The 9,244-nt window shown below is 43.9% G+C and carries 7 protein-coding genes; 4 read left to right on the forward strand and 3 right to left on the reverse strand.

The annotated features are described in order from the left end of the window. Positions 1-254 precede the first annotated feature (254 nt). From AC805_RS27170 to AC805_RS18340, 3 genes are all read left to right on the forward strand, one after another. Positions 255-386 (forward strand): hypothetical protein, encoded by a 132-nt coding sequence (locus AC805_RS27170; protein WP_269433607.1) that lies wholly within the window; start codon positions 255-257, stop codon positions 384-386. 194 nt (positions 387-580) lie between these two features. Continuing rightward, positions 581-1,441 carry a DUF1186 domain-containing protein gene (locus AC805_RS18335; RefSeq protein WP_055076722.1) on the forward strand — a complete coding sequence of 287 codons (861 nt, stop codon included), beginning with the start codon at positions 581-583 and terminating at the stop codon, positions 1,439-1,441. Between the two features lie 311 nt (positions 1,442-1,752). Continuing rightward, the gene (locus tag AC805_RS18340) at positions 1,753-2,328 is read left to right on the forward strand and encodes a TMEM175 family protein (RefSeq protein WP_055076723.1); all 576 of its coding nucleotides are present in this window, start codon (positions 1,753-1,755) and stop codon (positions 2,326-2,328) included. 124 nt (positions 2,329-2,452) lie between these two features. On the opposite strand, the gene polA is transcribed toward AC805_RS18340, so the two are convergent. Continuing rightward, on the reverse strand, positions 2,453-5,308 hold the full coding sequence (gene polA, locus AC805_RS18345) for a DNA polymerase I (RefSeq protein ID WP_055076724.1): 2,856 nt from the start codon (positions 5,306-5,308) through the stop codon (positions 2,453-2,455). A gap of 152 nt (positions 5,309-5,460) precedes the next feature. Beyond that, on the reverse strand, positions 5,461-6,309 hold the full coding sequence (locus AC805_RS18350; RefSeq protein WP_055076725.1) for a sulfurtransferase: 849 nt from the start codon (positions 6,307-6,309) through the stop codon (positions 5,461-5,463). A gap of 297 nt (positions 6,310-6,606) precedes the next feature. On the opposite strand from AC805_RS18350, the gene AC805_RS18355 reads away from it, so the two are divergent. Beyond that, positions 6,607-7,992: an N-acetylmuramoyl-L-alanine amidase gene (locus AC805_RS18355; protein ID WP_055076726.1), complete on the forward strand. Its 1,386-nt coding sequence runs from the start codon at positions 6,607-6,609 to the stop codon at positions 7,990-7,992. Between the two features lie 140 nt (positions 7,993-8,132). Here the strand turns inward: AC805_RS18355 and AC805_RS18360 are convergent, their stop codons facing one another. After that, a complete protein-coding gene (locus AC805_RS18360) occupies positions 8,133-9,107 on the reverse strand; it encodes a succinate dehydrogenase/fumarate reductase iron-sulfur subunit (protein ID WP_055076727.1) in 975 nt (324 codons plus the stop codon). Positions 9,108-9,244 lie beyond the last annotated feature (137 nt).

A 9,244-nucleotide genomic window follows, 5' to 3' on the forward strand; every position in this document is an offset into this window, starting at 1 on the left:
AGAAACCATTTAAGAATTACTTTCTGCGGTCAAAAACTCTAAGAGATCCCCCTCAATCCCCCTTAAAAAGGGGGAAGAATTTAATTCTCCCCCCTTTTTAAGGGGGGCTGGGGGGGATCTATCCAATTCTTAAATGGTTTCTTAGATTGTAGTCTCGAAGGAGAACTAGAAGGTCAGATCTACTATCTTCCTTTATGAATGGCAAAATTTGCTTAAAATACAATTAATCCAGTCTAAGCAAGCAGGAGTTTTATATGTCCCCGATATCACTTTCACCCCCAACAACAGCTAAGAAAATCTGGACAGATGCCGAGCTAATGATATTAATAGATGGGAAATGTCATGAGCTGGTTAATGGAGGACTAAATGGCTTGATGGCTTTTTAGATAGCGAACAAGATTTAGCGATCGCGATAAACAATAAAATCGGTTAGATTAAATTTTGGAAATTTTACCCATAATTACTACGTTTAGGCTATTTTGAAAGAATGAGGTAAATACTAGTTCAAAAATACTTATCAAAACTTTTCTATCTCATACTATTTGAAGCAAACCATTAACAAGATATTTGAGTTAAAAAAATGAACACAGATACAATTTTAACTGGCTTAAAATCTTTTGAACTCAAATATAGTCCCGAGTTTCTTGAAGCGGTCTTGGACAAGAAAGAAGAAATCACGCCCCATCTCATTGCCGCTTTGGAACAAGTTAGAGACGATCCTAAAAGACAGTTAAAAGAGCAAGATGATGAATTATATATCTATGCCCTAATCTTGTTAGGGCATTTTCAAGAACCACAAGCTCATCAAGTAATTATCGATTTGTTCAGTTTGCCTGAGCCCTTCCCAGAAGAACTATTTGGGGACATTGTCACCGAATGTCTACCAATTCTTTTGTTACGAACTTGCGGAGGCTCCATTGAGGGGATAAAATCCCTCATCCTCAACAAGAATGCCTATGAATTTAGTCGTGGTTCCGCTATTGTTGCGATGAGTTATGCGTGGGTTGAAGGAATTGTTCCCCGATCGGAACTGTTATCTTTCTTTGGTGGACTATTTACAGGAGATGAAGCTGCTCCAGATTCATTTTTTTACTCTCAACTAGCCTACACTTTGTGTGATATTTGTCCTGAAGAATTAGTAGATGTCCTTAACGATGCTTTAGACCGAGAGCTATTCAATGATATAAGTATCAATCAGGACGATATTCAACAAGCCTTAGATTTAGGGCAAGAGAAAAGTCTCTCCCGTCTCAGGGAAGAAATCGCTAAAGTATCCTTAGATGACATCTATGAAGCTATCGAATACTGCACTGGTGGTCAGATCGGAATGCTTCCCCCTCCTGTTATAACTCAACCACAGATGAATAAGCCAAAAACAAATCAAGTTTGGAAGCAGCCAAATCTTAAACCTAAAAAGAAAAAAAACTTCTGGGAGCTATAAATTATAGCTGCCGCCAGTGCAAACTCAAGTCAAGGAAATTTTTGAAAGCGCTGCAAAGCAGTGCTTTCAAAAATTTCCTTGACTTGAGTTTGAGCGCAAAGCGCTGTAAATACGTACTTGTGCGGTTTATGATAAAACTTCTAAGTAAGTAGCTGGGTACAATTAAATATAAACCCCCAAGAGCTGTAGCGCACGCTGCGCTTGCGCTACAGCTCTTGATTCTGGGTTTTAATTATACTCAGCTCCTTAACTGGGCATAATTAAAACCTAACTTAGTTTTGAACTAAGAACGAAAGGAGTAATCTATTACAATGACCAAAGGCAGATTAGAGGCTTTTAGCGATGGCGTTATCGCCATTCTGATCACGATCATGGTGTTAGAGTTAAAAGTTCCCCATGAATCAACCTTAGAAGCATTACGTCCCTTAATTCCCGTATTTCTGAGTTATGTACTTAGTTTTATCTACTTGGGAATCTATTGGAATAATCATCACCATATGCTGCAGGCAGTGAGACAGGTTAATGGTAGAGTCTTATGGGCAAATATGCATTTGCTATTTTGGCTATCGCTGATCCCCTTTGTAACAGCATGGTCTGGGGAGAACTTGTTCTCTGCTGTACCAGTTGCACTCTATGGTGTGGTACTGATGATGTCAGCGATCGCTTATTACATTCTAAGCCGTCTATTGATCTCTCATCATGGGCAAGATTCTACATTGGCGATCGCCCTTGGCAGAGATTTTAAAGGCAAAATCTCAGTGGTGATTTATGCCCTAGCAGTTCTGCTTTCTTTCCTAAACCCATGGCTCTCTCTCATGTTATATGTTGCCGTAGCCATTATGTGGCTAATTCCCGATCGCCGTATTGAGAGGACATTGAGTTCCTAAGTAATACCAAGTTAAGAAATGGCGTAGCCATTTCTTACAGCAATTATCGATCAAACAAACCACAAGAAGAGCTTTGAAAGCTCTTCTTGGTTTGGGTTTGAGCGCAAAGCGCTGTAACTTGGTATTACTTAGCCTCCATCCAATTTTTGCCCGTATGAATATCCACTTCTAGCTTTACTGACAGCTCTAGCGCCGATTCCATGGCGGTTTTGATTTTCGGTTGCAGTTCATCAACTTCATCGGGCGGAACCTCGAATACAAGTTCGTCATGGACTTGCAGTAGCAATCGCGCTTGATAGTCTTTGAGAATTTCATGCACCCGTAACATCGCTAATTTCACAATATCGGCACTGGTTCCCTGTATTGGAGCGTTAACCGCCGATCGCAACAAGGCAGCCTTTTGATAGCCAGCCATGTCTTTGAGATTGCGAAAATAGCGTCTCCTGCCCAGCACGGTTTGGACATAGCCATCGCGTTCAGCTTCCACTTCCACGCTTTGCATATAGGTGAAAATGCGTTCATAGCGCTGATTAAACTTCTCAATGAATTGCTTGGCTATTTTAACGGAGACACCAATATCACGGCTAAACTTCTGCGCTCCCATGCCGTAGATAACGCCATAGTTAATGATTTTGGCGAGACGACGTTCTTCACTATTTACTTCTTCTTTTTCTAGCAGTAGTTGTGCTGTGACTGTATGCACATCTTCCCCAGCATTAAAGGCTCGCATCAATTCAGGTTCTTGGCTTAAATGAGCAAGAATCCGCAATTCAATCTGGGAATAGTCAGCAGCCAGTAAAATCCAATCTTCCTTGGGCAAAAATCCCGCACGGATCCGCTTACTGAAAGCAGTACGAATGGGAATATTTTGTAAATTGGGATTGGAACTACTTAAGCGTCCTGTGGCAGTTACAGTTTGATTGAAATCCGTATGCACGCGCCCAGTTTTGGGCTGAATCAGCGATGGCAAAGCATCGACATAGGTGGATTTGAGCTTAGCCAGAGTACGGTTTTCGAGAATTGTGTCAATGAGTGGATGATCGCCTTCCAATTTATTCAGAACGGCAACATCAGTGGAATAACCTGTCTTACTCTTACGGGATTTTTTCGTGAATTTGTCACCCAGTAGTTCAAGTAAAATTTCGCTTAATTGCTTTGGTGAATTGAGGTTAAATTCCTGTCCTGCTTCGGCATAGGCTTTAATCGCTAAAGCATCTAAATCCTTTTCTAGTTCCTGAGAAAAAACACTCAAATAATCCTTGTCAATCCTGATGCCACGCCATTCCATTTCTGCAAGGATTGACTCTAGGGGCATTTCTAGATTTTGGAACAAGTTCCATAGTTCGGGAACCTCTTTTAATTTCTCTTCTAAAATTGGTCGAATATGATAGGTAATGTAGGTGTCCATGCCGCAATATTGAGCGACAGCGGGGATATCTACTTCAGCGATCGATTTGAGTTTACCGACGAGGGTTTTATAACTAACGGTGCGGATTTGCAATAATTCCATCGCCAGATCGTCAAGCTTATGACTAGCTTCGGGATCGATCGCATAGCTAGCAATCATCGTGTCAAAGACCACGCCTGCTAGTTCGATGCCTGCGGATTTAAACATCAAGCGATCGAACTTGGCATTCTGTAGGTATTTGGGATAGGTAGCATCTTCGAGAATTGGTTTGAGAATTGCTCTTACTTCTTCCCATTGCAGGTTTTGCCCAGAGCTATGACTTATATGACTTAAAGGGATATAGGCAACTTCGCTAATGGATTCTCCCCAACAGCAACCAATTCCTACTAACTCTGCCTCAAAGGGATTTAATGCCGAGGTTTCCGTATCCCATGCTGTCGGTTGTTTGTTGCTCAGGATTTGGCATAGGTTTTCTAATTTTGTGATCGTGTCAATAATTTGTACATCTAATTTCAAAGATGCGGAAGCAGCGATCGCTTGATTCTCCTCTTGCTTAGCAAAGTCAAACCATAGCTCATCATCATCCCCATTCTGAGATGATGTTTTGCGCCCCTCTCCCACAGGGAGAGGGGCTGGGGGTGAGGGTTTCTTCTCATAATTCCCCGACAACTTCGCCTGAATCTGATCGACTCGATTCACAAAGGCTTTTAGTTCGAGTTCCTCTAATAGTGGGATTAACTCCTGAGTGTCAAAACCTGTCAATTTACAATCAGCGATCGCCACGGGAAGTGGCACATCGGTTTTAATCGTCGCCATAAATTGCGAATGCTTCGCATCCTCAATCCCCTGCTCTAATTTAGTCTTAATCGCTCCCTTCATGCTGGGCAAAGCTGCCAAAATATTCTCTAAGCTGCCATATTCTTCTATTAATTTGACCGCCGTTTTCTCGCCAATCCCCCGCACCCCAGGAATATTATCGGAAGCATCACCGCAGAGGGCTTTATAGTCCACAACCTGCGTGGGCAAGACTCCTAGCCGTTCTTTCACCTGATCGGCGTGATATTCGACGATCTTATCTTTTTGTCCTAAGTTCAATACCGAAATCCGTTTATCAGCATCAATTAACTGAAACAAATCCCGATCGCCACTTAAGATCTTGACGGTATAGCCCTCCGCACTCGCCGCTTGAGATAGCGTTCCCAATACATCATCGGCTTCAAAACCTGCTTGGGTAATCGCTGGCAGATTCATCGCTGCTAATACTTTTTGTAAGTTCTGAATATCGGGAATAAAGCTCTCAGGAGTTTCGGAGCGATTTGCTTTGTAGGTATCATCGATTTCATGACGAAATGTCGGGGTGGCAAGGTCAAAGGCGATCGCTACGGCAGCAGGTTTTTCGCGATCGAGCATCTCAATTAATGCTTTCAAGAAGCCAAAACAAACACTAGTGGGGATTCCTGTCGAGGTGCGCAATCCGCCTTCGGGATGTTTACCAAAGGCATAAAAGGCTCGAAACGCGAGGGAATGTCCGTCAACGAGTAAAAATGTGGGATGTGTTTGTTCGCTTGACATGATGCTTAGTTGGAGATTTTGGAGATTTGGCGCGATCGCTAGTCCTAGGTTAACCGATTGCTAAGTAAGTGGCATCGTGTTGTCGCGCCTCGCGCAACAATACGATCTTGGGTTTTAATTCTGTCCTAACAAGACTGGCAGTAGCTATAAGTCTATGCCAAATACGAACACCAATCGCTCCAACTTCCTGTATACAGTTTTCCAGTCTCAATTCCTGCCAATTGCAGCGACAGTAAATTCACGCAAGCAGTTACCCCCGAACCACAATATACGATTACTTCTTGAGCATTTTGCACCTGCTGCCAACGATCGCTTTGATTGGCAATTACAAAACCTTGATCGTTAGTAACTTCCAGCCAAGGATAATTAACTGCGCCTTCGATATGTCCCGCGATCGGATCGATGGGTTCGCGTTCGCCTCGATAGCGATCGCCTTCACGCGAATCCACAAGGACGACTTCTGGCAAATCCTTACGAGCCTTTACCATTTCGCGATCGACAACTAGTTCTGTTTGTAGTTTGGGAATAAACTTGCCAGCTTTTGCTTCGGGAATTTCATTACTAACAGGGTATTTCTGTGCTTGCCATCCCGCGAAGCCACCATCTAACACTGCCCGATGCTCATGTCCCATATACTGCAATAACCACCAGAGTCTTGCGGCAAAACCCAAGCGAGAATCGTCGTAGATAACGACCATGGTCTCTCCTGAAACTATCCCTATTTGGGAAAGCTTACTAGCAAGTCGGTCAAAGTCGGGTAAGGGATGCCTACCGCCATGGTTTTGGACGGGACTGGACAAATCAAGATTGAGATCGAGGTAATGAGCACCCTCAATGTGGCTCCCTTGATATTGCTTAAGCCCCAGTTCGGGATCGTTTAACGAAAATCGACAATCCACAATGATAAGTTGCTGATCATGGAGGTGGGTATGGAGCCATTCAGCCGAGACAACATGACGATTGCTGTTATTACTAAATATTGTCGATCGCATATTTTTCATTGGGAGGAGTAGGCAGTTGTCGCTATAGCTATATTCACTTAAGTCAGGACATCAAACCCAATAGAGAGTTGCGGCGCTTCGCGCCGCAACTCTCTATTGGGTTTGACTATAGCTATAAGTAACTGGGTGTAATTAAATATAAAATCAATAACCTGTGGCGTAGGCGCAGATTGCGCCACAGGTCGTTAGTCTGGATTTTAATTATGCCTAATCACTTAATAAACAGTTAAATTGGACAAAAGCTGATAGACTTACGAAGACTTTTTTGCTTGCTGAAATCAACTAGCAGATAGGGATATGGGCAAAATATTTATTTCCGCAGGTCAGGGTGGTTTTGAAGGGTCATTTCGCGATCGCTGCGAGATGGCGGGTGGAACGATGGAAACCAGTGAATTAGCTGCCACAAGAGATTTAGTGGTTGCTGAATTACGATCGCGTGGAATTGCGATCGTCATACCTAGCGATGACCTCAATTTAGAAGAAACAATCGCTTGGATTAATGCCAGAGCCACATCTCAGGATGTCGCGTTGTCTCTACAAATTGATATCGCTAATGCGACGGAATTACGCGGCACAACTGCCTACTACATTACGAATAATGCTTTGCGCAAGCGCCAAGCTGAGATTCTTACCAATGCCTTGACTAAGCGCGTACCTGAAATTACCAATCGTGGGGCAAAGGCAGACACGATCGCGAGTATTGGTAGCTTGAGTTTTTGTCGCCAAATTGCAATTCCTTCTATCTTGTTGGAAGTAATTTTTAGCAACAATTCTCAAGATCGCCTGTTGATGCAAACAAGACGGCGAGACTATGCGATCGGCATTGCCGATGGTTTACAAACATGGATTAACGAAACGGCGACCACGATTCCCGTTTTCAGTCCCGCCAATCGTCCTACCTCAGTTAAACCCGTAACCTATCCAGAGATTAGTATCAATCTCAACGGTCAGGGCTATGAAGAAAAAGGGATTCTCGTTGCAGGAAATGTCTTTGTCCCTGTGGATCTGGTCGATCGGCTCGGTTTTAATCTCAGTCAAATCCCTCTATCTTGTTGCCTGCGCTATCAAAGCATCGTCTATGTACAGGCGATCGCTTTGCGTGAAATCAATACTTCTGTCTCATGGGATAGCACCACTCGGACTCTTTCTCTCAAAACGATCTTTAAGGTTTTTGTTGGGCAAATCGATCAAATCATGGGTGTGGGCAATGCATCGGAAGTCCAACTACTGATGTTTCTCAAAAACAATAACGAATCTGCGCTCACTGATTATGGTGACTTACCCCATTTGTATCGAGAGGAAGCCGAGATTGAAGGAGTGAATCACGATATTGCCTTTTGTCAGATGTGCGTGGAAACTAGTTTCTTGCGATTTGGTAGGGGGATTGAGCCCGATCAAAATAATTTTGCGAGTTTAGGAGCGATCTCTAATTCCAAGACTAATCTGGGTGCAAGTTTTGCCGATCGGCGGACAGGTGTGAGAGCACATATTCAGCATCTTAAGGCCTATGCCAGTAATGCGCCCCTCTTCAAACCTGTAGTTGCACCAAGATTCCATTTAGTGGCTAGGGGAGTTGCCCCAGTTTTACATCAATTAACTGGACGCTGGGCGATCGATCCTCTCTACGATCGCAAAATCATCGCCCTCATCCGTCGCCTTTACGAATCCGCAGGTATTTTTTAGGTAGTCTTTCTGGAGCGCACGCTGCGCGTGCGCTCCAGATTATGTTTTTTTTAATTATGCCCAGCTACTTATAGCAGCGTAAAAGCCTAAAGATGAGTGGCGGCGCGAAGCGCCGCCACTCATCTTTAGCTAAGCAAACCTTACTTATTTTTAGCTTGCTCGATCGCTTCAATTAAGGCTTTCGCTTCGATCGCTCCCTCGGATTTTTGGAATTGCCAAGGATAGGGCATTTTGCCACTTAAAACCATGCGGATACCGAGAGGGAAAATGCTCAGCAGTCCTTTGAGATCGCGGAAGTTATCACCAACGACCCGCACCCCAAATTTGCTTTCATCAATCCAGCCATCCTCTTTGACGAGATCAACCATTGTGTGACGATGGCGTTGAGCGGTGGATTCTGGCAGATCGGGATTGGCAAGAATTTCATGTTTGATTTGGGAAATTCGATCTAGGGGTTGCACTTCCACAGGACAGACTTCGTTACAGTTATAGCAGCGAGTACAGTCCCAAACAAATCCCGATTCGTTATATTTTTGGATTCGTTCCTCAGTGCGATCGTCGCGGTTATCCGCCATGATTCGATAGGCTTTGGCCAAGGCATGGGGACCAACGAAGCGAGCGCTGATCGCAGCAGTATTACATTCGGAATAGCAGGAACCGCAGAGAATACAATTAGCAGCCGCTTGGAGCTTGGCTCTTTGTTCGGGAGTTTGCAAAAATTCAGTTTTGCTAATTTGCCGCGATGCAGTGGAGACATAGGGATCGACCTTGGCGAGGTTATCCCAAAATTTAGTCATGTCCACGATCAAGTCTTTAATGACAGGGAGATTTTGCATCGGTTCGATTACCAATTCGGTATCATTCTCTCCCATCACTTCGCCGATCTGCTTCTGACAAGCCAAGCCTGATCGCCCATTAATCCGCATCGAGCAAGAACCGCAAATGGCATTGCGACAGTTGCGCCGAAAACCGATGGAGCCATCCTGTTCGCTCTGAATTTTGATTAAGGCATCGAGTACTGTGGTGCGATCGGGATCGGCTTCGATATGAAAGATTTGATAGGTGGGTTTGCTATGGCGCGATGTTTGGCGGCGAAGCTTGACTGTAATATTCATGATTAACTTTCGCGATCGGGCTTTATGCATTCAGTTTAAAGTTAAAGTTTAACTTTAAACTAAAGGACTTGCTATTAATTAAAGTACCTGTGGCTTCGACTTCGCTCAGCCAACGCTAACTGAGCGAAGTCGAAGCT

It is taken from the genome of Pseudanabaena sp. 'Roaring Creek' (genome assembly GCF_001402795.1).
GTDB lineage: Bacteria > Cyanobacteriota > Cyanobacteriia > Pseudanabaenales > Pseudanabaenaceae > Pseudanabaena.